The 24,629-nt window shown below is 35.7% G+C and carries 22 protein-coding genes; 5 read left to right on the top strand and 17 right to left on the bottom strand.

Features of this window, described 5'->3' with window-relative positions:
• Positions 1-70 precede the first annotated feature (70 nt).
• From xerD to trxA, 7 genes are all read right to left on the bottom strand, one after another.
• Complete coding sequence (gene xerD, locus KQI83_RS03515; RefSeq protein ID WP_216555404.1) at positions 71-955, bottom strand: site-specific tyrosine recombinase XerD; 885 nt, start codon at positions 953-955, stop codon at positions 71-73.
• A 198-nt stretch (positions 956-1,153) separates the two neighbouring features.
• A complete protein-coding gene (locus tag KQI83_RS03510) occupies positions 1,154-1,780 on the bottom strand; it encodes a stage II sporulation protein M (RefSeq protein WP_216554787.1) in 627 nt (208 codons plus the stop codon).
• Positions 1,781-1,813: 33 nt separating this feature from the next.
• A complete protein-coding gene (locus tag KQI83_RS03505; protein ID WP_216554786.1) occupies positions 1,814-2,347 on the bottom strand; it encodes an NUDIX hydrolase in 534 nt (177 codons plus the stop codon).
• 148 nt (positions 2,348-2,495) lie between these two features.
• The gene (gene rny / locus KQI83_RS03500) at positions 2,496-4,043 is read right to left on the bottom strand and encodes a ribonuclease Y (protein ID WP_216554785.1); all 1,548 of its coding nucleotides are present in this window, start codon (positions 4,041-4,043) and stop codon (positions 2,496-2,498) included.
• 172 nt (positions 4,044-4,215) lie between these two features.
• Positions 4,216-4,812, bottom strand: coding sequence for a regulatory protein RecX (locus KQI83_RS03495; protein ID WP_216554784.1), 597 nt, complete (start codon positions 4,810-4,812; stop codon positions 4,216-4,218).
• 3 nt (positions 4,813-4,815) lie between these two features.
• Entirely contained in the window at positions 4,816-5,868 is a 1,053-nt protein-coding gene (recA, locus tag KQI83_RS03490) for a recombinase RecA (RefSeq protein ID WP_216554782.1), read from the bottom strand.
• A 206-nt stretch (positions 5,869-6,074) separates the two neighbouring features.
• Positions 6,075-6,383 carry a thioredoxin gene (gene trxA, locus KQI83_RS03485; protein WP_216554781.1) on the bottom strand — a complete coding sequence of 103 codons (309 nt, stop codon included), beginning with the start codon at positions 6,381-6,383 and terminating at the stop codon, positions 6,075-6,077.
• Between the two features lie 310 nt (positions 6,384-6,693).
• Here trxA and KQI83_RS03480 point away from each other — a divergent pair, with 310 nt between their 5' ends.
• Both KQI83_RS03480 and KQI83_RS03475 read left to right on the top strand, forming a co-directional pair.
• Positions 6,694-7,773: a sensor histidine kinase gene (locus tag KQI83_RS03480; RefSeq protein ID WP_216554780.1), complete on the top strand. Its 1,080-nt coding sequence runs from the start codon at positions 6,694-6,696 to the stop codon at positions 7,771-7,773.
• Positions 7,760-8,473, top strand: coding sequence for a response regulator (locus KQI83_RS03475; RefSeq protein ID WP_216554779.1), 714 nt, complete (start codon positions 7,760-7,762; stop codon positions 8,471-8,473). The genes KQI83_RS03480 and KQI83_RS03475 overlap by 14 nt, the downstream gene beginning before the upstream one ends.
• Before the next feature lie 289 nt (positions 8,474-8,762).
• On the opposite strand, the gene KQI83_RS03470 is transcribed toward KQI83_RS03475, so the two are convergent.
• The 7 genes from KQI83_RS03470 to KQI83_RS03440 are packed head-to-tail and all read right to left on the bottom strand — an operon-like array spanning position 8,763 to position 18,116.
• On the bottom strand, positions 8,763-9,983 hold the full coding sequence (locus KQI83_RS03470) for a Wadjet anti-phage system protein JetD domain-containing protein (RefSeq protein WP_216554778.1): 1,221 nt from the start codon (positions 9,981-9,983) through the stop codon (positions 8,763-8,765).
• An 18-nt stretch (positions 9,984-10,001) separates the two neighbouring features.
• A complete protein-coding gene (locus KQI83_RS03465) occupies positions 10,002-13,373 on the bottom strand; it encodes an ATP-binding protein (protein ID WP_216554777.1) in 3,372 nt (1,123 codons plus the stop codon).
• Between the two features lie 3 nt (positions 13,374-13,376).
• Positions 13,377-14,087: a DUF4194 domain-containing protein gene (locus KQI83_RS03460; protein ID WP_216554776.1), complete on the bottom strand. Its 711-nt coding sequence runs from the start codon at positions 14,085-14,087 to the stop codon at positions 13,377-13,379.
• On the bottom strand, positions 14,084-15,448 hold the full coding sequence (locus KQI83_RS03455; protein ID WP_216554775.1) for a Wadjet anti-phage system protein JetA family protein: 1,365 nt from the start codon (positions 15,446-15,448) through the stop codon (positions 14,084-14,086). Before KQI83_RS03455 ends, KQI83_RS03460 begins: the two co-directional genes overlap by 4 nt.
• Positions 15,432-16,652, bottom strand: a complete 1,221-nt coding sequence (locus KQI83_RS03450; RefSeq protein ID WP_216554774.1) for a sensor histidine kinase — start codon at positions 16,650-16,652, stop codon at positions 15,432-15,434. The genes KQI83_RS03455 and KQI83_RS03450 overlap by 17 nt, the downstream gene beginning before the upstream one ends.
• Complete coding sequence (locus tag KQI83_RS03445; protein ID WP_216554773.1) at positions 16,649-17,335, bottom strand: response regulator transcription factor; 687 nt, start codon at positions 17,333-17,335, stop codon at positions 16,649-16,651. The genes KQI83_RS03450 and KQI83_RS03445 overlap by 4 nt, the downstream gene beginning before the upstream one ends.
• Before the next feature lies 1 nt (position 17,336).
• A complete protein-coding gene (locus KQI83_RS03440; RefSeq protein WP_216554772.1) occupies positions 17,337-18,116 on the bottom strand; it encodes a DUF975 family protein in 780 nt (259 codons plus the stop codon).
• Between the two features lie 172 nt (positions 18,117-18,288).
• Here KQI83_RS03440 and KQI83_RS03435 point away from each other — a divergent pair, with 172 nt between their 5' ends.
• A complete protein-coding gene (locus tag KQI83_RS03435) occupies positions 18,289-19,548 on the top strand; it encodes a chloride channel protein (protein ID WP_216554771.1) in 1,260 nt (419 codons plus the stop codon).
• Here the strand turns inward: KQI83_RS03435 and KQI83_RS03430 are convergent.
• Positions 19,545-20,546 carry an asparaginase gene (locus KQI83_RS03430; protein ID WP_216554769.1) on the bottom strand — a complete coding sequence of 334 codons (1,002 nt, stop codon included), beginning with the start codon at positions 20,544-20,546 and terminating at the stop codon, positions 19,545-19,547. The genes KQI83_RS03435 and KQI83_RS03430 overlap by 4 nt on opposite strands.
• A gap of 169 nt (positions 20,547-20,715) precedes the next feature.
• On the opposite strand from KQI83_RS03430, the gene KQI83_RS03425 reads away from it, so the two are divergent.
• Positions 20,716-21,906, top strand: coding sequence for a cation:proton antiporter (locus KQI83_RS03425; protein WP_253295483.1), 1,191 nt, complete (start codon positions 20,716-20,718; stop codon positions 21,904-21,906).
• 169 nt (positions 21,907-22,075) lie between these two features.
• On the opposite strand, the gene metF is transcribed toward KQI83_RS03425, so the two are convergent.
• Together metF and KQI83_RS03415 are read right to left on the bottom strand one after the other, a co-directional pair.
• Positions 22,076-22,936, bottom strand: coding sequence for a methylenetetrahydrofolate reductase [NAD(P)H] (gene metF, locus KQI83_RS03420; RefSeq protein WP_216554767.1), 861 nt, complete (start codon positions 22,934-22,936; stop codon positions 22,076-22,078).
• A gap of 144 nt (positions 22,937-23,080) precedes the next feature.
• A complete protein-coding gene (locus KQI83_RS03415) occupies positions 23,081-23,989 on the bottom strand; it encodes a LysR family transcriptional regulator (protein WP_216554766.1) in 909 nt (302 codons plus the stop codon).
• A 162-nt stretch (positions 23,990-24,151) separates the two neighbouring features.
• Between KQI83_RS03415 and KQI83_RS03410 the strand changes: the two genes are divergently transcribed.
• The gene (locus tag KQI83_RS03410) at positions 24,152-24,568 is read left to right on the top strand and encodes a CBS domain-containing protein (protein WP_216554765.1); all 417 of its coding nucleotides are present in this window, start codon (positions 24,152-24,154) and stop codon (positions 24,566-24,568) included.
• The last annotated feature ends 61 nt before the right edge of the window (positions 24,569-24,629 follow it).

Here is a 24,629-nt window from a genome sequence, read left to right as displayed (position 1 = left end):
ACGAAATGTGGCATCTCCTTTTATTGTATCTTTATGTTGATGTTTTCTATATCTTGTTCTTTTACCTACTTTACACTCTTGGATGTGCCTTTGCATATACTTCTCTGATTCTACTTTGATTCATATTCGCATAAATCTGTGTAGTAGAAATATCGGAATGTCCCAGCATTTCCTGTACAGAATGTAAATCTGCTCCATTACTAACCAAATGCATTGCAAAAGAATGTCGCAACGTATGCGGTGTTAATTCCGTAGTAATCCCGGCCTTTTTTCCATAAGACTTTACCAACTTCCAAAATCCCTGTCGGCTCATAACATGTCCAGAACAATTTGTAAATAAGTAATTACTGGATTCTTGTGTTACCAACTCCGGTCTTCCTTCATTAAGATATACCTGAAGCTTTTCCTTCGCCACATTTCCAAAAGGCACGATGCGTTCCTTATTGCCATCTCTGCATGTGATGTACTCCATTTTCAGATTCACATCTTCTAAGCGCAATGATATTAATTCCGAAACTCTTATTCCGGTAGCATATAGTAATTCTAACATGGCACCATCTCGTAATTCTTTGGGAGATGTTCCATTTGTTTCATTTAACAGTCTTGCTGTTTCTTCCTGACTTAAAACAGATGGCATCTTCTTCTCTACCTTGGGAGCCTTTAAATCTTCCGCAATATCCTGCTTCACATAGCCTTCTTTTTGTAAAAAGTGCCAGAATGCCTTTAATGAAGCAATTCCTCTGGAAATAGTTGCAGGCTTCAACCCCTGCTTTTCCAAATGCAAAATATAAGAATTCAATCCTGTTACCGTAACCTGATTCACATCTGTCATTCCAACTTCCAAACAATACTTATTAAATTTTCTTAAGTCTCTTTCATAAGAAAGTACCGTATTTTCGGAAGTCTTCTTCACTTCTCTCAAATATACAATAAATTCTTGAATCTTATCTTCCATATACTCGATTACTCCATCTGTCATTTTATCATCTTAAAATTTTACATAAATGTAAACTTTTTTTTCGATACAATCTATATTATAATGACAATTTTTTGGAAAATCAAATAGTATTTTTCCTATATTTTCCAGCTTTTTCGTCTCTATACAACATATCGTTTCTATTCGTTTTTCACCTTCTATATCTTGTAAATTTTGTCAAAAAAATTTTACTATTTTTTTAAGAAATATGGGATTTAGATAACTTTCCAGAAAAATTCCTGTAACAAATAGCAACATTAATGCGATTCCTATTATCAATGCCATTCCATATGTTCGTATCTGTTCTTTACACAAACTGTTCATTGAAGCTGCTTGATGCATTCCTTTTCCCATAAAAAATGCCAATCCACAATATCCCATATACACCAAAATGTAGATAATATACTGCGGGAACATCCCACCAACAACTAATAAGATTCCTCTGCCGCCATACTTCGCCATGGCTGCCGCAAGCATAAATCCTACCGAAAAACCAACCCACCCTAAATTCAGTACTCCGATTACAGCTCCAAAGGAACTAAAGGACAAAAGCAAAAGTACAATTATCATGGGCATTCGTTCTTCTAAAATATAGCAAAACAAGTTTTCTTTATTAATTCCCGCATATTTATATTTTTCAATAAAATAATCGTTTAAAACTCCTGCTCCTGCCATCTGTTCTCTTCCTATGACATTTGCCACTACTACCCCCACCAGAAATGCAAGTAACATTACTATTTTTATGGTTCTTTTCCAGTCCCACTTCTTTTTACCCAAACGTAACAATTCCCTCATTTGTTCCATTTCCGTTTTTTTCTATTCTATGCATTCTTTCTTTTATAAATGATATTTATTCTTATATGCCATAATTGCAGCCACTGTTTTTCCGTCTTGGATTTCCCCTTTATAGATTTTTTCGCATAAATCTTCTAACGTATGTGCCTCTAATTCTATTTCCTCTCCTTCATCTAATTTCTGTTTAGAAGGGATTAAGTTTCTTGCCACATATACATCTACTAATTCATTACAAAATGCTACCGTTGTTTTAAGAGATATTAAAAATTCCAGATTATCACATCGATATCCTGTTTCTTCTTCTAATTCTCTTGCTGCACACTCTGAAGTCGGTTCCGTTACAGAATCTCGTGCTCCTGCCGGAATTTCCAAGGTAAAACGGTTCAAAGCGTTGCGATATTGACGTACTAACAACAACCTTCCATCTTCTAAAACTGCAACTACCGCTGCTGCTCCCTTGCGATGTTCTACATAATCCCAATGTTCTATTTTTCCATCGGGTAATTGTATCGAATCATTATAAATATCTAAAATGGAACCCTGATATACTAACTCTCTTTTCACTCTTTTAATCATTTTGTTTCCTCCTTATAACCCTTCATGCTTTCATACAATGTGGTATTTTCTTTTTTATGCAATAGGACGCAATTTCCTATTGCATAAAGAAAAACCGCCATATACTTACATATATAACGGTTTTCTTTACGTTTCATATTACTTAATACTATTTTGCATATTCTGTAACACGAGATTCACGGATTACATTTACCTTAATTTGTCCAGGATATTCTAATTCGCTCTCAATCTGCTTTGAGATATCTCGTGCTAACAATACCATATCTGCATCGTTAATTTGTTCCGGAACTACCATGATCCGAATCTCTCTACCTGCCTGAATTGCAAAGGATTTGTCAACACCTTTAAATCCATTAGCAATATCTTCTAACTGCTTCAATCTGTTTGAATATGTCTCCAGTGTTTCTCTTCTTGCCCCCGGTCTTGCTGCTGAAATTGCATCAGCTGCCTGTACCAAACATGCAATTAAAGATTCCGGCTCCACATCCCCATGATGTGCTTCTACTGCATTAATTATAATTGGACTCTCTTTGTATTTTCTACATAAATCCACACCGATTTGAATATGAGAACCTTCTACTTCATGGTCTACAGATTTTCCAATGTCATGTAATAAACCAGCTCGTTTTGCTAATCTTACATCAAGACCAATCTCAGCTGCTAAAAGTCCAGATAACTGTGCTACTTCAATAGAATGTTTCAATGCATTCTGTCCATAGCTCGTCCTAAACTTCATCTTTCCAAGTAAACGAACAAGTTCTGGATGTATGCCATGTACACCAACTTCTAACGTTGCCGCCTCTCCTTCTTCTCGCATCATAGTCTCAACTTCTTTTTGAGCCTTTTCAACCATTTCTTCAATTCTTGCCGGATGAATACGTCCATCCACAATCAATTTTTCCAAAGCAATTCGTGCTACTTCTCTTCTCACAGGGTCAAATCCCGAAAGAATTACTGCTTCCGGTGTATCATCAATAATCAAATCTACACCTGTTAAGGTTTCAAGGGTACGAATATTTCTTCCCTCTCTACCAATAATTCTTCCCTTCATTTCATCATTCGGAAGTTGTACTACGGAAATTGTCGTCTCTGATACATGATCAGCTGCGCATTTTTGAATAGCATTTACAACGTATTCTTTTGCTTTCTTTCCAGCCTCTTCCTTTGCTTTGTTTTCCATTTCCTTAATCAATTTTGCAGTATCAAGCTTCACATCATCTTCAATTGTTTTTAAAAGATAATCCTTTGCCTGTTCAGAGGTTAATCCAGAGATTCTCTCCAGTTCCTGTACTCGTTTTTCGTGTAGTCTTGCAATTTCTGCTTTTTGCTTGTTAATTTCTTCTTCCTTAGCTGCAAAACCTGCCTCGCGCTTCTCAATTGCTTCCAGCTTCTTATCCACGTTTTCTTCCTTTTGGATAATTCTTCTCTCATTTCGCTGAATCTCATTTCTACGCTCTTTGATTTCTTTATCCAGTTCATTTTTATTTCGAATGGACTCTTCTTTAATCTCCAGCATAGCTTCACGCTTTTTCGTCTCAGCACTTTTAACAGCCTCATCTATTATCTCTCTTGCCTTTTCCTCAGCACTTCCAATTTTGGATTCTACCACACGCTTGCGATAGCTGAGTGTTACAAGGTAAGTAATAGGTATTGCAATAACCAATGTGACTACTACGGCGATAATGATTCCTTGCACAGGAGCACCTCCTTATGAAATTTTCATTGTACATATAGTAAAACATATTCGTTTTCATATGTCATATACAATAAATTGCACATTTCTATACAATCTACCTACATGTATAACAACATATTGATTTTATACTTTTTTCAATGCTATGTCAAGTAGCACACTTCGGAATTATTCATCATTCCAGGACATGTAAAATATCCTCTGAACGAAACCCTTTTCGCATTAAAAATTGATACATTTTTTGCTTTTCTTTTATATCACTTTCTCCTATTTTATACTTCCTTTTTTCTATCCACTTCAGAATCAATTCTTGTTCGGATTCCGGCTCATATTCTGCTTCTATTGCCTGTTCGATAATTTCCCGGTCAACACCCTTTTGCATTAAGTCCATCTTAATTTGGCGTTTACTTTTCCGTTCCTTTTGATATCTGACATAGGTCTGCGCATAACGATTATCATCAATATAATGATATTTTTTTACATACGCAATTGCATCATCAATTAAGTCTTCTCCATAAAAGCCTTGTCGCAGCTTATTTCTAAGCTGCGACTCTGTACGGTCCATTTTTTCTAACAAAAACATAGCACGTTTTCTGGCTCTTTTTATTAAGATATCCGTTCGTATTTCTTCATAGACTTCACTTGCAATTTCTTCTCCTTCTTGCAATGCAAATCTACGAATTTCTCCTTTATACAATACAAAAGAAACTCCTTCTTCTGTATGTATCATCATGCGCTTTTTATCTACTTCGGAAATCTGTGTAATCAGCATTTTTTATTCCTCTTTTGTACCTTCTGTTTTTCCTGTTTCCTGCTCTGCTTCTTCCTTCTTCTCTTCCGGCTTAAAATGCTCTCTTACTTTTGCTTCAATTTCTTCACAAATCAGTTCGTGTTCTTTCAAATACTGCTTTGCATTTTCACGTCCCTGACCGATTTTTTCTCCATTATATGCATACCATGCACCGGATTTATTTACCACACCGATTTCTGCTGCATTATCCAAAATATCTCCTTCACGGGAAATACCCTGTCCAAACATAATATCAAACTCTGCTTCCTTAAATGGTGGTGCTACTTTATTCTTAACTACCTTTACTCTAACTCGGTTTCCGATAAATTCTCCACCTTGCTTCAATGTCTCTATTCTTCTGACATCCATACGAATGGAAGAATAGAACTTCAGTGCTCGACCACCGGTAGTTGTCTCCGGATTTCCGAACATAACGCCTACCTTTTCACGAAGCTGATTGATAAAGATAACAATACAATTAGACTTACTGATTACGGCTGTTAATTTACGCAATGCCTGTGACATCAAACGTGCCTGAAGTCCTACATGAGAATCTCCCATATCACCGTCAATTTCTGCCTTTGGAACTAATGCTGCTACGGAGTCCACAATAATAATATCTACTGCTCCTGAACGCACCATTGTCTCTGTTATCTCCAACGCCTGCTCACCGTTGTCCGGCTGTGAAATATATAAATTGTCGATATCTACTCCGATATTCTTCGCATAAACCGGGTCTAATGCATGCTCTGCATCAATAAATCCTGCAATTCCTCCCTGCTTTTGTACTGCTGCAACCATATGTAATGCAACTGTTGTCTTACCACTGGACTCCGGACCATATACCTCGATAATACGTCCTCTCGGTACTCCGCCTACTCCTAATGCAAGATCCAGACTCAGACATCCTGTAGGTACTGTCTCAACATTCATTGTTGCCGCTGAATCTCCTAATTTCATAATAGAACCTTTTCCATAGTCCTTTTCAATTTTTGCAATTGCCGCATCTAATGCACTTAATCTATCATCCTTAGCCATGTTTATTCTCCTTCTTTAGCGAACTTATGTTCGTCTTATGTTTATTATATTAGTATACTTTTTTTTGCTTGTCAACTGATTTTTGACGAAATGTCATAGAACTATGCGACTTTTCCATTATTTTCACTCTTAAGAAGTCCTTCACACACAAAAAGGACAGTTGTCTTTCACAACCGTCCTCATTATAAATTGTTCTAAAACTTACGTCAAGCCATTAATTTTTTAATCTCATCTAATGTTTGGAACCCTATTGCTCGTCCTGCTTCTTTTCCGTCTTTAAATACGATTAAAGTGGGAATACTCATAACACGAAACTGCTGTGCCAGTGCTCCTTCTTCATCTACGTTTACCTTGCCTACTTTTATATCTTTTAATTCTTCTGCTGCCTGTTCTACTACTGGTCCCTGCATCTGGCATGGTCCACACCAGGTTGCCCAAAAATCTATTAATACCGGTACTTCACTTTTTAATACTTCTTCTTCAAAATTATCTGTTTTTATTGTAATTGTTGCCATATGATTCCTCCTTATCTGCATTTCTTATCTGAAACACCTATTACTTATTTTACTTTGTTCACTAAGTGCTCATATTATACCGTACTCACTAAACTCGAAAGTACCTCGCTAAGTGATTAGGTATTACTCGCTCTAAGCTCAATCTTCACCTTTGGTTCGATTTCACTAAGTGCTCATATTATACCACACATTTTCTATTCTTGTTATACTTTTTGTTAAAATCTTGTTAAGATTCTTTTTCATTCTTGAATCCCTTTTGCAGTCATGGTACATTTAATTAGTATTATACTTAGGAATAGAGGGGGTTCATATGAAACATATATTTCATTCTCAAAAATTACATGACCTTTTAACAGCAACTTTCTTGTTATTTTTAACTACTATACTGTGTTTTCTATTGTTTTTCTGCATTTCAGAAAATCCTGTAAACATTGCACTTCTATACTTGCTTGGAACCATTGCCATTGCCTATTATACGAATGGATATTTTTATGGCATTTTAGCTTCTTTTGTAGGAGTAATATTTATCAATCACTTTTTTACTTACCCTTATTTTCATTTGAATTTTATTCTTCCTGACTATCCCTTTACCTTTCTTTTTATATTGTGTGCTTCTTTAATAACAAGCACTCTCACTTCTCACTTAACGAAACAGGCAAAGACACTTGCGCTTCATGAAAAACAATTAGCAGAAGCCAATAAAGAAAAAATGCGCGCTAATTTTCTTCGGGCGATTTCACACGATTTGCGCACCCCTGTAACCAGTATTATTAATCTTCTTTCTGATTTAGAAGAAAATGAAGATTACTCACTGGAAGAACGAAAAAAAATCATTCATAATATTTATGATGATGCCGACTGGCTTTTAAATATGGGGGATAATCTCCTTTCCATTACACGAATGCAGGGAACAGATTCTAAGTTAAAAACTTCACCTGAACTGGTAGAAGAAGTTATATCAGAGTCTGTCATTCGGTTTAAGAAACGTTTTCCTGCTGCCCAGGTTGAAACCTCCATTCCCGATGAAATTTTATTGATTCCTATGGATGCCACCCTGATTGAACAAGTTCTTATGAATCTTTTAGAAAATGCTCTTGTTCACTCACAAAGCCAAAAGCCAATAAAACTATTTGTAGAAAATCAGCCTCATACTGTATGCTTTCATGTTATTGATTACGGTATTGGAATTAATCCTGAATATTTAGATACGATTTTTGATGGAATTTGCGGTTCCACCCCCTCTGATGTAAGAAATAGAATGGGGGTTGGGCTTTCCATCTGTAAGACTATTATTACTGCTCACAATGGTACTATTATTGCTCGTAACCATGAGCATGGTGCAGAATTTGTATTCACATTACCTAAGGAGGAACCAAATGACAAAATTTAATATATTAGTAATTGAAGATGAAAAAAATATTTCTGATTTTATCAGTAAAACACTTACCGCACACGGATACCATACTGTCTCTGCAACCACCGGGGCTGCTGCACTATCCTTGGTTACTTCTCTCTGCCCGGATGTTATTTTACTGGATCTTGGTCTTCCTGACATAGACGGCATGGAAATTATACGACAGGTTCGTACCTGGTCTGAGACTCCCATTATTGTAGTATCTGCGCGTACGCAGGAAGAAGATAAGGTTCAGGCCCTTGATGCCGGAGCTGACGACTATCTTACCAAACCTTTCGGAACTTCTGAATTACTCGCCCGTATCCGTACTTCCTTGCGACACAGTAATAAGATTCAAAACGGAATGAGTTTTTCACAAAAACCTTATTCTGCGAAAGGACTTAAAATTGATTTTTATAAACGTACCATTTCTCTCAATGGCGAATTTATTCATTTAACTCCTGTAGAATATAAAATAGTTGCTTTTCTAGCTCAAAATTCCGGAAAAGTTATGACCTATTCTGCTGTTATGAATAATGTATGGGGGCCTTATGCGGAATCTGACAATAAGATTCTTCGTGTAAATATGGCTAATATTCGCCGTAAATTAGAGAAAAATCCGGCTGAACCGATTTATATTTTTACCGAAGTGGGTGTTGGATATCGTATGACTGACGATGAAGAAACTATTTTATAAAAATGTTCCGCAAATGTCGTGGTCTCTTTTTTCATTTTGTTGTAAAATACCGTGGTAGAAAAAATGTTTTTAAACATTTTCCTCTTCACTATAAGTTCACTTTATAGTCTTTGTTTGCCAAAGGCAAACGTCTTTCGCCCGGTGATGCACGAAATGTATCTGCGGGACTTGTCTAAACGCCCTGTCTCTGATAGTGGTATTGATATAGCATAAACATGGGAAAGACCCTCAGTTTTCTATGTTCAATACACTGCCTTCCTTTTTTTAGAGATTCAGGGCGTCTTTTTCTTTATCTTATTAAAAATGCCTCCTGTTCGATAACTAGTTTCTTTTCCAATATTGCATCCACAAGTTTCTCAAAAGGCTCACTTCGTTCTTTTTCTAATTTCATCCAATAATCATTCTGATTTTTTACATCAGGCTTTTCTCCGTATTGGACATATTGCTTATAAATTGTTCCATTCATATTCAATGGTTCTAATTTGGAAAATACATTTTTTTTAATAAATCTAAAAATTTGAATTCCCCCCAAGTCTAAATCCCCGGTATGATAATACTTTGTTTTCTCTCCTAAAACAGATTCCAAACTTTGCAGCACTCTGCATTCCAACGGCGACATATATCCATGTGTAAAAATAATTAATGTTTTTTCTTCCATTGGCATAGATACAAAATTTGCTTTATTTTCTACCGTAATCACTTTCTCTATATCTTGTTCATTCAATATTTCCATCTCTTCTAATGTTTTGGTTGTAATATCACATCCAAAAATAAATGCTCCATAATCTATCTCTTTTCCATTCAATCTAATACGCAATGTTCCCTTTACGGATAAATTTGTACTATAATCATCTAAGTTCATCAATCTTAGAATATCCTTATTATGTGTTTCTTGAAAAAATCCTTCTTCTCCCCATTCTTTTGCTTTAGAAATTATTTTTTTCTCATATTGCTTTTCAAATTTTTTAGAATTATTAAATACCTTTTTACTAAAAACACGCTTGTACGTTAATACGTCTAACCGATTAAGTTCATCTATACATTGAAATAATTCTTTATTTTCTGTTTGATAAATCGGCTCATAATCCTTCTCTAAGTCCGTTGATATTTTTCCACTTTCTAAATTTTCAAGAATTTTTTTGTAATAATTAAACGTCCAGCCTTTAGATGCCTCTGACATTCTTCCTCGTACCCACTCCGTATACTTTGCAATCCTTTGCTCTTTTGGTACAACTCCTGCCATTTCATAAAAGAAATTTTTCTTCTTTAACGAAAACTGAAATCCCTTTCTGCCAACTTCCTTTGGATAGGTATGCCAATCTACATTAACATACCCTTTCTCCTGCCACTCTTTAAGTATTTTATTACACAACTCCTTTTGTTCATTGTGTTTTCCATAAATTTTTTGAATATCCTTAAATGACTTATTACCAGTCTTTTCTTCTCTCCAATTATCGTTCTTTTCAATAATCTGAAGCATCTCTTTTAATACCGGATTCTCTATCACCATAAATGTTCTCCTTCAAAGCTAATCCAAGCTTTCCTCTTCTAACTGTTCAAAATCCTTTTTTTCAAACTCCTGTATGGAAATACTCTTTTTATTTGGATTGGCAAATACAAATGTCTTATCTACATTTTCCAAATAGTTCTGTATCTTGTCATTGGTTGCACTGATAATTACCTGAAAGCCCAAACTACGAATCAGACTGATGCAACTTGCCACCTTTTCCCCATCCATTTTAGAGAATGCTTCGTCTAACACTACCAGACGAATCGTTGGTGTTCGTAAGTACTTTGTGTTCATAGTAATACGATATGCCTGCGCAAAACTTGCAAGCAATGCAACATAAAGTGGGTTCTGTCCTTCTCCACCGGAATTTTTTCTTAACATCTTGCTAAGCTTTAATTTCATGGACTGTCCATCATCCCCTTTGATAATCTGCTGCATATCAAAGGACAGATAAGTACGATAGTCTGCATACTTGTCCATGTTTCGCTTTGCTTCTTCCTGTTCTTCCGGAGTTGCATCTACCGGCGGTATAAAAATGGACATTAACTCGTTAATCAAGTCTCCGTACTTATCTTCATGCTTCATGGTAAACATATTCATCTGATTATCCATGTTATCATTAAGCTGTGCCGGATTGATATCTAAATCTTCATCCATAAACATATCGTAATACTTTCCATCTTCGCCGTTGTTTCGATTAAATACAAATTGATACTTGTCTTTACCAAAATCTAATTTTGCAATAATCTTATTCAGCTCGTCTTTTCTGGTCATCGCATCTTTTATTGCGCTGCGAATTTTAAACATAAAATCGTCTTTAAAGTGCTCAATAGCGGATTTCGCCTGTTCTTTTGCAAGCTGTTGGAAACGTTCCAAATCATTAAACTGAAGTTCTTCTAACAACTTTTCATACTGTGCATTGTCTTTACTGAGTGCTCCAAATCCCCGATTTGGATATTTTCTCAGATAGTCACTGCGAACCTCGGCCAATTTTTGGAATAACTCCTCTTCCTTTTCAACAGATTTTTCCTTACTTACAGCATATTCGTTTCTTAATTGCTGCAATCTTTTTCTCTTTTCATTTTCTAAAATGTGAGATAACTCATTTTCTAAATCATTGTTTACTTTAAGCTCGCGTTCTAATAAGACCACTTCTTGATTTACTTGAATATAGTTTCGTTCTTCATTGGCAATCTGATCGGTTTGACGCACTTCTCCTGCTCTGGCATTTCGAATAGCTTCTTCCTTTTTCTGAAGTTTTCCCTCAACCTCTTCTTTTTGTAATTTCAGACCTGCTACATCCTTTTGCTGCAATTCCATGATACGGCGTTCTAAACGTTCTTTTTCTTTCTTCTGCTTAGAAATTCTGCCAATATCAGAAAGCCAATCTGTATAATGGCTTACTTCTTTTTCTAATGCCTCCATTGCAAGAAGCTTGTCTAACTTTTGTAATTCTTCCTCCAATGGCATCTGTTTTTTCTCGATTTCAACGCGCTGTTTTTTCAGCATAGATATACGTCGTTTTAAACTTTCCGCTCCAATGTATGCAAACTTTGTATAGTTATTGGGATTCATATGTTGTAATTTATATCCTTGATATAACATACAATCATCTGTGATTCCAATAGCATGCTCACGCATCTCTTCAATTGAATTGCATTTTATAACATTTCCAAGTAAAAAGGCGATATAGCTTTTTACATAATCTTCTTTTGTTTTTACTGCTTCTGCTAATGCTCCTGTTTTTACTCTATGTTCTGTTTCTAATACTTTTTCTGTATCTAAAACGGCAACTCTTGAGAATTTTTTCTTATCCATCTGCTGGTACAGTTCCATTGCCTGTTTTGCGTATTTCGGTTCTACTATTAAGAGCAGCTTGTTACTGCCCATATAACCTTCCACTGCATTGCGCCAACGTTCTTCTGCGATATCCAATAAATCCGCAAGTACGCTGACCTTTACCGCCTTTCCGTTTTTTTCAGAAAGAGTCTGGAACAAGAATTGTCTTGCCTCTACAACTTCACGTGGATAAGCCTTACTTCCCTTGTGAAGTTCTGATAACTCCACAGTTACTTCTTTATATGACTTTCGAAGCTCTTTTACCTTCGTAACAATTTCTTCTCTTTCTTCTATAACTTCTTCTCGCAGTTCCTGAATAGAACGTTTTAAAGTCTCTAACTCTTCTTTTTCTATCTCATATTTGCAGAACTTTTCTACATCCCACAATATGGCATTACTTGCCATATCATTATCTGCCCATTCCTTTAGTCCTGCCGCAGTTTTATCCCATTCTGCCTTGCTGCGCTCTAAACGTTCTAACAGTTCATTGACATTTTTTAACTGGTCTTTTGCTTCTTCATATCCGGTTTCTGCAATGAGTCGTATCAGTTCTTCTTTTTGCTGATTGATTTCCCTGCGTTCCTGCTCCCACACTTGAATTTGTTCTTTTAATGTTTCCAAGTCCTTTTTGTGTAGCTGTATTTTGTCTTCTAATTCTGTAATTTCTTCTCTGCCACGTAATATTTCCAGCTTCTTTGTAAAATATTCGTACTTTTCAATTTCTTTTCGCTTTTGTGTTACTTCTTTATACGCATCAGAAATTTCCTGCAAGCGATTGATTTCTTCTGCGGTATCCATAATTTTCTTTTGCATTCTTCCATACTGAATGACACTCTCTTGCATATCTTCAATATGAATATCCTGCTCCATACAAATATATTCTTTTACGAAATCCTCTAACCGACTATTCATTTTAAATGGAATGGCACGTTTGAAAAGCATTGGGAACTTCTCCATATCCAGTCCACCCAGATAATCATCATAAAGTTTCCGACGAAATGTTTCATTTCTTGATGTTACAAAATACTCGCTTTTATCAAACTTTCTTGTAAGATATTCTTTTACTTCCTCTGTGGACATCACACGCTTTTCCATTCGGTAATGATTTTTTAATAATGGACCTCTATGCCAGAAAAAATATCTGGAAATTTCATTTGTTGCAGTTTCTACATCAAATACAATCCCCACGCACTGTTTTTCTCCTGTATCACTGCGTTCTAACTCTAATACAATAGTACTGGAAAAATCCCGGTTCCGAAGATATGCATTTTCATTGTTATCTTCAATATTTATCATTCCTCGTAAGTACTCTATCAGGCTTCGGTCCGAGTCCTCTGCTGCTGCTTTATTAAAAAATCCTCTTCCGTCTGTGTTTGCATACAGCACAATCTGAAGTGCATCAATGATTGTTGATTTTCCACTTCCGGAATGTCCTGTAAAAAAATTGATTTCTTTATGAAAAGATAATACTTTCCGTTCTATATAATGCCAGTTATTCAAACACATGCGAGACAGTGCTTCAAATCGGTCTTTATTTTTACTGTTTTCCATCGATTATTCTTCCTCCTCTGCCTCTTCCAAAGTCTCTGTTTCCATTTCTTGTGTTGTTTCCATTTCCCGCGCTGCTTCGTTTTCTTCTATTGAGAATACTTCTGCCTGTTCCGTTTCATTGGGAACATCCTCTTGAAAGCTTTCTATCAAATGCTTTACTTCTTCTCCTAACAGCACCATATTGATACATGGATAAATAATAATCCTGCTTTCTGATTCTAACTCTTCTAAAGGGTCTAACACTTCCACTAATTGATATTTTTTTAACAAGGTAAGGGTACGTTTTATCTCTGTAAGAGACGGTCTGTCCTTTAACAAATTAAAACTTCCTACTCGCTCATTAATTTCTCCCAATGTGGTATAAATGTTGATACTGGTAGATGCGGATGCCATCTGCTCATCATAAATCAATTTTAAAATCAACAAATAAATCGTAGAAAGTTTGGAAAGACGCTCCGGTGCAATGCCTTCTCCTCTAAGGTAGATAACACCTCCCGGTATATTCTCTACAAGCTCCATTCCTGCGATTTTAAAATATTCTTTTAAGAATTCCAAATGTTTACTTAAAATGCGATATTCACGATTAAAAACAAACCGTCCGGTACGCTTTTCATATTTTTTTTCTAACACAAAAGTCTGTTTCAACACCGTTTGTATTACTTCTGTCAACTGCTGTTGTTCCTCTTCTGCTAATAACTCAAAATACTCTATCATATCGTTCCTTTCTTAATAAACGTAAGTTTTGGATACACATAAGTTCCGTTGTCTACTACTTCCTCTTCTTTTACATTTACCATAAATCTGCTATTTTTCTTTCCTGCATAATCATAAGCAAGAATCAGTTTTTCAAAATCTTCATCACTCTTTACGGTATTCTCATTTACCTTAACATTGCCATCCATATCCACATGCATTTCTAAGAATTCTTCTATCTGACGCTTACTATATCTTCGATGAATTTGGTTCAGACGCAAGATTTCTTCTTTGGAAAGTTCCTCATGCTCCTCTTCCGGTTGCAGATTCTCGATAAAATTCTTTCTTGGTGCACGTTTGCGATACAAGGATTTTTCTGTTAAGGTTTCAAAATTTGCCAAATTCATATGTTGTGCTGTTTGTGCTAACATGGTTTCCTGTTGTTCATGAGATGCGATTTCATTTAAAAGCTGTATAATCATTCCCTTCATACTGTCTTCTCCGTCTAACAGGTAATTCAAACGCACTACCGTTGCCTTTACATACTTCATATGTTCCTTATCCATATTGGCAATTCTTCGCTCAATATCATCAAATCCATGATCTATTCGTTCCAGAGTCTCGATAATCTCCTGTTCTGTTACATTTCCCTGTTCCCGATTCTTCATTGCCATAATCCAGTCATAGTCATTTTGCATTTCTCGAAGCCACTGCTTGATATCTGTCTTATAAATATAAAAGTTATCACTGGTTTTCAAAATATGGTACTTCTTGCGAATAATTTCTTCTACATATCCTTCCAAATGGTCTTTTAACAAATCTCCGTAAAAATCTTTTTCCAACAAACTGGAAAAAAACTTGTCCATATTATGAAGCATGTCCTGTAGGGATTTATTCAGCTTTCTGGTATTTACCAAAGCTGTTTTTAACAATCCCATATTCGCCCTTCCATCATTTTTTAGGGAAAATAAAATCGCATACACGTTTTGTATATAAATTTCTGTATCGTCCATATCTTCACTGGTAAGCTTTTCAAATGCTTCTATGAAAATCGCCGCATAATCAGGAATAATAATATTCGTTACCTGCGCATAATAATCTTCTAACTTTTTCAGCCATTGACTTTTTAACAACCAGTTTAAAATACGATTTGCCGGGGTTTCCAAAATGTCCAGTTCTGTCTCATTTTCTTCCCTCTCCATTCGGATTTTTTTCTGGGAAAAATACTCGCTCAGAATCCGCACACATGCTTCCCGGCTTAAAAAGTAACTTTGATATTCATATTCTTCATTAATAATCAATAAAGCTTCTATATATGTGTCCCGGTTCGGTGACCGGAACAGACTATAAAAGCTATCTGGTATTTCATACTGATATTCCATTTTTCTCCTCTTCTAGTTCTATCTTCATGTTTATAACAAATGCCTTCTTAAATTCCCCCTGTAAATCCTGCTGCAATTGAATGGTTCCTCCGTGCATGGAAATAATTTTCTGTACAATACTAAGTCCTAATCCACTTCCACCACGACTGTTTCTGGATTCATCCCCCATAACAAATGGATCAAAAACATACTTTGCTGTCTCCGGTGGTATAAGAACTCCATTGTCACACACCCGAATTTCTATTATATCACCATTTACCTTCATTGTAATTCCTGTTTTTGTTCCCGGGGGATTATGCTTTATCGCATTATTTAAAAGATTGGTAATAGCTCGCTGAAACTGAATGCGGTCTACAACAGAATAAATGGATACTTCCGGTATATCAATTTCAATTTCCATATCCTTTTTTTCAAAATCAGTATATAATGCTGCCACACTTTCGCGAAGAATTTCCGGTATATCACTCTTACTCTTTTTCAATTTAAATCCTTCACTATCCAACTTTACATACTCAAATAACAGGGTTATCAATCCGCTCATTTGCATGGATTTATTATAAATCACCTGTAAATACTCTTGTTGCTGATTTTCTTCCTCTACTTTTCCGTCTACTAATGCACTTGCATATCCTGTTACCGTAGTCATCGGTGTCTTTAAATCATGTGCCACGTCCGATAAGAGCAGATTACGTCTTTTTTCATATTCCTCACGTTTTTCCTTCTCTATCTGCTCTAATTCTGCCACTCTTTGGGCTACCAGCTTACTAAATCCAATTGCCGCTAAAATATAAGGAATCAGTAACCCCAATACCAATAATACAGATACAACTACTACGCTCAGAAAATATATTTTCTGTTCTAATCCGGACATTTTCGCTGTTTGGTTCATCAACTGATTCACAATATATTTTCCAGCCCACTTATCTGAAAACTCTGCCAACTCTCTTCCTAAGCCATAAGGGATTGCTGCTGCAATCCCATGCCCTAATATCCATAAAATTCCCTTACCCAGCGTTGCAAAAGATTCTCCTGTTGTAATTTCCGGCATAAAAAAATTGATTTGCATCGTGGTAGAAAGCCATGGATAAACTACCCTATTATACAATAGATTAATCAGTGCTTCGCTACCTGCTATAAATACTAATATTATTAAAAATTTCTGTATTAAAAATCCTTTTAACTCTTGAATATGATCCTTTTTCATTCTCGCTCCATACGATATCCAAGTCCCCGCACAGTCTTAATATACTCGTCATTTTCCTCTGAGAGTTTTGCGCGCAATTTACTAATGCATACCATAATGCTATTATCCGCTACAAAGTATGCTTCCCCCCAGCCTTCTTCATAAAGCTGCTGCTTGGTGAATACTTTTCCTGGATTTTCCATAAACATACGCATAATTCGATATTCCACAGAAGTCAAATCAATTAATGTATCATTCTTATATATGGCACATGCTTCTGTATCCAAACGCAAATCCTTGACTTTAAGTTCCTTAACTTCCTTTCCCTTAGCTCCTAAGGAATAGAATCTGCGAATATTGGAATTGATTCTTGCCATTGCCTCTAATGGATTAAATGGTTTCGTCAAATAGTCATCTGCGCCTAAATCTAATCCAAGAATCTTATCTACGTCCTGATTTTTGGCTGAAATCATCATAACAGGTATATTGCTTTCTTTCCGAATGGTTCTTAGCACCTGATATCCATCCATTCCCGGCATCATAATATCCAAAAGTGCCAAATCCACATCTTCATTTTCCAGTAACTTTACTGCCTGTAATCCATCCTCAGCTTCAATTACCTGATATCCATCCTTTTCTAAATACAAACGTAACAGACTTCGAATTTCGCTTTCATCATCTGCAACTAATACTTTGTAAGCCACATTACTCGCCTCTTTCCTGCTGATTTTTTATGGTTTCATAAAGTGCTGCTTCCGTCTGGTCTTCATAAGCATTCACATAAAAAATTCCTAATATTCCAAAAGTACATATATTCAATATCTCCCAGCCAAGGAATGATAAATCCAGTACAAAGGACTTCCATTTGTTTCCATACATCATATCTTTGCTTAATTGAAATGCCTCATTTCTGCTAATTTCCGGATTCTCAGCTAAAATATATGGAATCATCTGATATTCATAGGACTTGATAATTCCCGGTATTATGAAAAGCAACATCCATAAAAATGTATAAAAATCTCGGAAGAACATTGTCTTCACACCATTTTTATACCCATTATCAAAAGCATAACATATTTCTCGCATCTGTGCATCTTCTTTTAAATTTTTTGCAAAAAATCGTTTACATCCAATTTCTAATGGATTAAATACAAAGACCTGTAACGGAATTATAATGATTAAAGCAATCGCCACCACAACCACAATCACAAGAATCACTGCTGCTATAACAATGGGAATATCTTCTTCATCTACACTGTCATGTATTACGTCTACAATATTCGCAGCGTCTTTCACATCTTCCATATCCTCTATATCTTCTGTATCCTCTGTATTATTACCAATAAAGTCTGTGAAAGTTCCTGCTGCTCCGGTTCCACTTCCACCTAGAACTATAAACAATATCAATGCCACCAAAACAGACTTCCAATAATTCGCTTTAAATCTTATTTTAGATTTTCTTTTTAACTCTTTTCTAGTCCACATAAGAATTCCTCCCTTTGGATATCTCTTTATTTTCTTAACGTTATCATAACGTGCTTTTCTTAAATGCATTCTCGCTTTTTCTTAACTTAACCTTAAAATACTACCTTGTTATTTTTTTCCTGTAATGATAATATGAAATAGATTTTATTACAAATGACATAGGGAGTTTTTTATGAAAGAAAAATTAGCATACTACATAAAACATTTTAGTTCACGCCTTTTTGTCTTTTTCAAATGGCTTATATTCTCGATATTATCCGGAATTATTGTGGGCGGAATTGGTACTCTTTTCTATTTTTGTATGGCTTATGCTACCAATACTCGTTCCGATTATCCGTGGCTTATCTTTTTCCTGCCCATTGCAGGTATTTTTATTGTTGGTGCTTATCGCATCATGCATGATGAAAAAGACACCGGTACGAATCTGGTGCTTTCTGCCATCCACTCCGGGGAATCCATTCCTTTAAAAATGGCTCCCTTAATTTTTATCTCTACGGTTTTAACCCACCTTTTCGGTGGTTCTGCCGGTCGCGAAGGTGCCGCTCTTCAGTTAGGCGGCAGCATTGGTAATTCTCTTGGGCGTGTTTTTCGCTTTGATGAAAAAGACCAGCATATTATGATTATGTGTGGCATGAGTGCAGCCTTTTCTGCCCTCTTTGGCACTCCTATGGCTGCTGCTATTTTCTCTATGGAAGTGGTAAGTGTTGGAATTATGCACTATTCAGCTCTGGTTCCCTGCGTGGTTTCTTCACTTATTGCTCATGGAATTGCCACATACTTTGGAATTGTCCCGGAACAATTTGTCATTCAATCACTTCCGGCATTTTCTATAAAAAGTGCAATTATCATCGCTATTCTTGCTGTCCTTTGTGCGGTAGTAAGTATTCTTTTTTGTGTTGCACTTCATACCTCGGAAAAACTATACAAACACTTTTTTCAAAATCCGTATCTTCGTGTATTTGTAGGAGGTGCTCTCGTACTCCTTCTTACATTGTTCATAGGAAATCAGGAATATAATGGTGCCGGTATGTTTATCATTGAACGGTGTTTTCAGGGAAATTGTGTTCCTTATGCATTTCTTCTTAAGATTGTGTTTACCGCACTTACTTTAGGTGCCGGTTATAAAGGTGGCGAAATCGTTCCTTCCTTTTTCATTGGTGCAACCTTTGGATTTACCTTTGGAAATCTCCTTGGATTCTCACCGGAACTTTGTACTGCTGTGGCAATGGGATCTGTTTTTTGCGGCGTTACCAACTGCCCGATTAGTTCTCTGCTTATCTGCTTTGAATTATTTGGTTTTCAGGCAATGCCTTACTTCCTTTTATCTATTGCCTTCAGCTATATGCTCTCTGGTTACTACGGACTATACCACAGCCAAAAAATTGTATATTCTAAATATAAAACAGAATTTATTAATCGTCAGACCCATTAAGGTTCAAATATCAAATCATAGTTAATTTTTTTATAAAAAATTTCTTCTACTTTGGAGTTTCCACGGTTATTGTCCCCTAACATCCACATGGTTTTCGCAATAACCGCCTCCAAAGTCATATCATATGATTCTAAAATACTACAATCCTTTTTTATCTTGTTTCCCACTTCATATACCGTCATGTCACTACCCTCATGAGCGACCTGCGTTGCCAAAATAATTACTTTTTCCGGATATTTCTCATTTAACTCATAAAACACATCTGCAATAGATGCCGGAATCCCTCCCACGCCGAAGCTTTCCACAATTATGGCATCGTATTGTTCAAAGAAGAATTGTAATCCCTTAGGTGAAATTCCAGGAATTAATTTCATCAAGAATATATTTTGATTCATTTCTTCGTAAAAAGTAACCGGTTCCTGATATGGTATCGGTTCAATATAACGCATGATTCGATTGTCCTGTATCATTGCAAGTGCCGGATAATCTATACTTTCAAATGCATTGTAGCTCTTGGAACGAATTTTCTTGGCTCTTGTTCCTGCTATTACTTTTCCTCCAAATACAATCTGTACTCCCTGAGACTTCTCATCACTGGCATAACGAAAACTATCTAACAAATTGGTTTTTGCATCTGTAATTTCTAAATCAATGGACTTTTGCGCTCCTGTCAATACGATTGGCTTATTTGAATTTTGAATCATATAGGAAAGAGCTGCCGCTGTATATGCCATGGTATCTGTTCCATGGGCAATTACAAAACCATCATATTCCTCATAATGTTCTTGAATGGTCTGTACTATCAATTTCCAGTGCTTTGGCTCCATATTGGTACTATCTATATTACATATCTGAATTGCCTCCGGCTCACAAAATTCGTATACCGTAGGAATATAAGATAAAATCTCATCTGCCTTTATCAATGGTGTGAGTCCATTTTCTGCCTTTAAAGAAGCAATGGTTCCACCTGTTGCAATTAGTAAAATCTTCTTTTTCATAATCTGTATTTCCTCCTGAAAATGCTATTTACCATAATAGTAAAATTTCAAAAAAATAGCAACTGTTTTTGTCGTTTCTTAGCGGATTTATATCTTGTTTTTTTTTCTCCGTAGGAGTATAATTCCATAAGAATGATAGGTTTTTTATATTGGGTATGGAGGAAAAATTATGAACTACGATTATTTATTGTATTTAGCGATTATTTTGCTAAGCACAAAGTTATTGGGACTGGCAACCAGCAAGGCACATATGCCACAAGTTGTAGGTGCACTACTGGCTGGTCTGATTCTCGGACCTGCTTGTCTTAATTTAATTCAGGGAACAGAATTTTTAAGTCAGGTATCTGAAATCGGTGTTATTGTATTAATGTTTATGGCCGGTTTGGAAACAGATACCGAGGAGTTAAAAAAATCGGGACTTGCTTCCTTTATCATCGCTTTAATCGGTGTAATTGTTCCTTTACTTGGAGGTTTGGGAATTGCATATGTATGTAATGTTGCTGATGCAAACCTTCCTACCAGCAAATTATTACAATACATATTTATCGGTATTATTTTAACTGCAACTTCTGTAAGTATTACAGTAGAAACATTAAAGGAACTTGGAAAAGTATCTACCAAAGCCGGTACTGCTATTTTAGGAGCTGCCTTAATTGATGACATTTTAGGTATTATCGCTCTTACTTTAGTTACCAGTCTTGCTGATCCAAGTACTAACATCGGACTTGTATTACTGAAAATTTTAGGTTTCTTTGTTTTTGCTATTGTTTTCGGTGTTGCTTACGGATTTTTCTTCAAAAAATGGAATCTTATTCATCCGGGTATGAAACGACGCTTTGTTGTTGTAAGTTTTGCTTTCTGCTTAATTATGGCATTTTGCGCCGAAGCATTCTTCGGTGTTGCCGATATTACCGGTGCTTACGTTGCCGGTCTTGTTATCAGTTACAGCTCTAAGCGTGAATTTATCTACCGTGAATTTGACACGGTATCTTATATGTTAGTTGCACCTGTTTTCTTTGCAAGCATCGGTCTTAAAGTAAAGCTCAGTTCTATGACGAACAATATTATTATCTTTACCGTATTGCTTGTTATTATCGCAATTCTTACTAAAATTATTGGTTGTGGATTGGGTGCAAAGATTATGGGTTATACAAACCGTCAAGCTCTACAAATCGGTGTTGGTATGATTTCCCGTGGTGAAGTTGCATTGATTGTAGCAAACAAAGGCGAATCATTAGGATTGATTGGCGATGATTTATATGCTCCTGTCGTTGTCACCGTTGTTATTACTACTATTATTACACCAATCCTATTAAAAATTGTATTTAAAGAAAAAAATAATGCTACAGCAACAGCTTAACGAAACGAAAGAACGGCATAGCCATTGTGGCTATGCCGTTCTTTTATTACGCGAGTAGCGATGAAAATGCTGTGCTTGCACAGGCATTTGAGGAGCACTGCGATAACTTGAGAAACACGCAAAGCGTGTTTCTCATAGTTTTGTAATAGGAAATTTCGTACATTTTCCTTTATATTAAATGCTCAATTCTCTTACAGATTTCCTCTGCTACCCTTGTATTATTCATAGTATAAATATGTATTCCATCTACATCATGCGCTAATAAATCTACTATCTGATTTACTGCATATGCCATTCCTGCATCAAATAAGGCTTCTTTATCATTCTCATACTTATCCATGATACGTCTGAACTTCTCCGGTAAGGATGCTCCGCATAAGTTTACCATGCGCTCAATCTGGGCTTTATTGATAACCGGCATAATTCCTGCTTCTATCGGTACATTGATTCCTGCCAATTTTGCCTTTTCCTGAAAACTGTAAAACATGTTATTATCGAAAAACAACTGTGAAATCAAATGGCTGGCACCTGCATCCACCTTTTCTCTTAAATGATGAATATCTGCCACCATGTTTTCTGCTTCCAAATGTCCTTCCGGATAGCATGCCCCACTGACATCAAAATTTCCATGTGCCTTAATGTATTTTACCAAATCTGTTGCATAATGGAATTCCTTCTTTGGTTCAATATCCGGATTACGGTCACCACGCAATGCCAATACATTTTCTATTCCGTTTTGATTCAGCTCAGAAAGAATCTCATCAATTTCACTTTTACTGTAATTTAAGCAGGTTAAATGTACAATCGGTGTAATTCCATATTGATTCTTAATTTTCTTTGCCAATGCAATTGTTTTATTATTGGTAGCACTTCCGCCGGCACCAAATGTTACACTGATAAAATCAGGATTTAATCTACTTAAAATCTCTAAAGTTCCATCTATATTTTTTAACTCTGTGTCACGCTTTGGGGGAAATATCTCAAAAGATATTACCGGTCTTTTTTCTCGAAATATACTTTCTACTTTCATGTTTTTCTCCTCGTCTTTTTATATAAGTATTAGAATAATCTACTCCGCAGTGTGCTCTTTTCACTTACACTCATTATATCACATCTTTATGGTAATAAGGTATATTTAATTTTTTATATTTGTTATAGTTTTTTGTTATATCTATTATTGTGCCTCTACTGCTGCTTTTAATTTCTCAATATACAACTCTCCTAAACGGCTCAATGTGGCGTTTTTATGCGTTACATATCCGATACACATCTGCTCATCTCCTACCGCTAATGGCAAGGCTATAATATCTTTTCCGTTTAATGCTTCACTAATGACACCACTACAAAGAGTATAACCGTTCAAGCCAATCAGCAGATTAAACAATGTTGCACGGTCACTGACTTTTATGGATTTCTTTCGTGGTAATGTACTTAAAATCTCTTCTGCAAAATAAAAGGAATTATAGTCCCCCTGTTCAAAGGACAAAAACGGATAATCTTCTAAATCTTCTAAAGTAATTATTTTCTTTTCTGCAAGTGGATTATTTCGTCCGATAAATACATGTGGCTTTGCGGTAAACAACTCCTGAAATTCCAAATCGTTTTCCTTTAACATCTTTAAAATTACCTTGCGGTTAAATTCATTTAAGTATAAAATCCCCACTTCACTGGTGAGATTTTTTACATCTTCAATAATCTCATATGTCCGTGTTTCCCGTAACATAAAATCATAATATTCAGAATCATATGCTGTGATTAAATCTACAAAAGCATTTACCGCAAAAGAATAATGCTGTGTAGAAACACTAAACTTTATTTTTGCCGGACTCTTTCCTAAATACTTTTCTTCTAAAAGTGATGCCTGCTCTACCACCTGTCTTGCATAGCCTAGAAACTCTGCTCCGTCTGAAGATATGGTAATTCCTTTATTACTTCTTGTAAAAATACTAATTCCTATTTCCTTTTCCAATTCCTTTATTGCATTTGATAAGCTGGGCTGTGAAATAAACAGCTCCTTTGCTGCTTCATTCATAGACTGATGATCCGCAACTGTAATTGCATATTTTAATTGCTGTAATGTCATATTAACGTATTCCTATTCTTTTATTTTTCATAATTATACACCATTCTTTTTTTCGTCGCAATTTTTTCACACTTTCTTTCGTATTATTTACTATTATTTTTTCAATAAAAATGATATACTGTATACATTAAGACAAGAATCTACATAAAGAAGGTATTAATTATGAATATTATTTCTCTTTTAAAAAGCAAAAACACAGTATCTTATTTATTTGCTGAAAATACATTACGCCAGGGGCTAGAAAAAATGAAAGCACACGGCTATACTGCAATTCCTGTTATCACAGACGAAGGGGATTATGTAGGCTGCATTAGTGAAGGAGATTTTCTCTGGTATCTTTCCAATAACCTGGAATGTGACCGTAAGTCTTTAGAACGTGTTTTTATTCGTGATATTATGCGTACTGACTGGAATCCTGCTGTCAGCATTGATGTGTCCTTTGAAGTTCTGTTTGACCGCATTATCAACCAGAACTTTGTTCCTGTGGTAGATGACCGCAATAAATTTATCGGTATTATTACAAGACGTGACATTTTATGCGCTTTTCGCGATAAATACGCCGGTGAAACTACTATATAACCGGTTTCCTCAAAAAAAAGAACGATTACCTGAATATTCGTAATCGTTCTTTTTTATGCAA

Source organism: Roseburia sp. MSJ-14, assembly GCF_018918225.1.
Taxonomy (GTDB): domain Bacteria; phylum Bacillota; class Clostridia; order Lachnospirales; family Lachnospiraceae; genus Petralouisia.
The sequence above is the reverse complement of the archived record's forward strand: the minus strand, read 5'-3'. Positions and strand labels throughout refer to the sequence as shown.

Bases quoted from the DNA above. Each gene is read 5' to 3' on its own strand.
- xerD (WP_216555404.1), bottom strand. From the start codon at position 955: ATGGAAGATAAGATTCAAGAATTTATTGTATATTTGAGAGAAGTGAAG.
- KQI83_RS03510 (WP_216554787.1), bottom strand. From the start codon at position 1,780: ATGGAACAAATGAGGGAATTGTTACGTTTGGGTAAAAAGAAGTGGGAC.
- KQI83_RS03505 (WP_216554786.1), bottom strand. From the start codon at position 2,347: ATGATTAAAAGAGTGAAAAGAGAGTTAGTATATCAGGGTTCCATTTTA.
- KQI83_RS03495 (WP_216554784.1), bottom strand. From the start codon at position 4,812: ATGCTGATTACACAGATTTCCGAAGTAGATAAAAAGCGCATGATGATA.
- recA (WP_216554782.1), bottom strand. From the start codon at position 5,868: ATGGCTAAGGATGATAGATTAAGTGCATTAGATGCGGCAATTGCAAAA.
- trxA (WP_216554781.1), bottom strand. From the start codon at position 6,383: ATGGCAACAATTACAATAAAAACAGATAATTTTGAAGAAGAAGTATTA.
- KQI83_RS03480 (WP_216554780.1), top strand. From the start codon at position 6,694: ATGAAACATATATTTCATTCTCAAAAATTACATGACCTTTTAACAGCA.
- KQI83_RS03475 (WP_216554779.1), top strand. From the start codon at position 7,760: ATGACAAAATTTAATATATTAGTAATTGAAGATGAAAAAAATATTTCT.
- KQI83_RS03470 (WP_216554778.1), bottom strand. From the start codon at position 9,983: ATGGTGATAGAGAATCCGGTATTAAAAGAGATGCTTCAGATTATTGAA.
- KQI83_RS03465 (WP_216554777.1), bottom strand. From the start codon at position 13,373: ATGGAAAACAGTAAAAATAAAGACCGATTTGAAGCACTGTCTCGCATG.
- KQI83_RS03460 (WP_216554776.1), bottom strand. From the start codon at position 14,087: ATGATAGAGTATTTTGAGTTATTAGCAGAAGAGGAACAACAGCAGTTG.
- KQI83_RS03455 (WP_216554775.1), bottom strand. From the start codon at position 15,448: ATGGAATATCAGTATGAAATACCAGATAGCTTTTATAGTCTGTTCCGG.
- KQI83_RS03450 (WP_216554774.1), bottom strand. From the start codon at position 16,652: ATGAAAAAGGATCATATTCAAGAGTTAAAAGGATTTTTAATACAGAAA.
- KQI83_RS03440 (WP_216554772.1), bottom strand. From the start codon at position 18,116: ATGTGGACTAGAAAAGAGTTAAAAAGAAAATCTAAAATAAGATTTAAA.
- KQI83_RS03435 (WP_216554771.1), top strand. From the start codon at position 18,289: ATGAAAGAAAAATTAGCATACTACATAAAACATTTTAGTTCACGCCTT.
- KQI83_RS03430 (WP_216554769.1), bottom strand. From the start codon at position 20,546: ATGAAAAAGAAGATTTTACTAATTGCAACAGGTGGAACCATTGCTTCT.
- KQI83_RS03425 (WP_253295483.1), top strand. From the start codon at position 20,716: ATGAACTACGATTATTTATTGTATTTAGCGATTATTTTGCTAAGCACA.
- metF (WP_216554767.1), bottom strand. From the start codon at position 22,936: ATGAAAGTAGAAAGTATATTTCGAGAAAAAAGACCGGTAATATCTTTT.
- KQI83_RS03415 (WP_216554766.1), bottom strand. From the start codon at position 23,989: ATGACATTACAGCAATTAAAATATGCAATTACAGTTGCGGATCATCAG.
- KQI83_RS03410 (WP_216554765.1), top strand. From the start codon at position 24,152: ATGAATATTATTTCTCTTTTAAAAAGCAAAAACACAGTATCTTATTTA.